At 74.9% G+C, this 614-nt stretch carries 1 protein-coding gene; it reads left to right on the forward strand.

The window, feature by feature from the left end:
• Positions 1 to 423 precede the first annotated feature (423 nt).
• A partial coding sequence (locus HH310_RS43410; protein ID WP_211193344.1) for a hypothetical protein occupies positions 424 to 614 on the forward strand: 191 nt, incomplete at its 3' end.

Genomic DNA, 614 nt, shown 5'->3' on the forward strand with positions numbered 1-614 from the left:
TTGGTGGCGGGTTTTTCCGGGCCGTTGTCGTGTGCCGGTGGTGTGATGGCGGGATATGGGCACGATGTGGTGGGCGGGTGTGAGTCGTCGCAGAGCTGGTGGTCTGATTGCCGGGCCCGCCGGCGGCGTCGCTGTGGGTCGCCTCGCGTGCTGGTGGCCGCGATGTGCTGGTGCGAGCCTGCGGGCGGCGGGGGCGGCGTTCTCGTCTGGGGGTCGCATGCCCGGCGTGGCTGGGGGCGGCCCGCTGTGTGGGTCGCCACGCTGTGCGGGCGCGATTCGACTCTCGCGCGGCGCGTCTGGGTTGCGGAGCACAGCCGAGTTGGGTGGGGCGGCTGGGTCGCGGAGCACAGCCGGGTTGAGTGGGGCGACCGGATCGCGGGGTGCGGCCGGATTACGGGGTGCGGCGCGGTCTACCGGCCCGGTGTGACCGGTGAGCTCGCGGTGCCGGCCGGTGTCGCGGCGGGCGACGTTATCGGGGTGACCCGCCGGCGCGGCTCGTCCATCCGGGCCGGCAGGCCGGGCGCGCTGCGGCATGGCTACCGGGGCCGGGGAGCCTGCCGGTACGGCACGGCTTGCTCCATCCGGCTGGTTGGCTGCCGCTGGTGCCGGGCGCA

The organism is Actinoplanes sp. TBRC 11911 (assembly GCF_012933445.1).
Classification (GTDB): Bacteria; Actinomycetota; Actinomycetes; order Mycobacteriales; family Micromonosporaceae; genus Actinoplanes.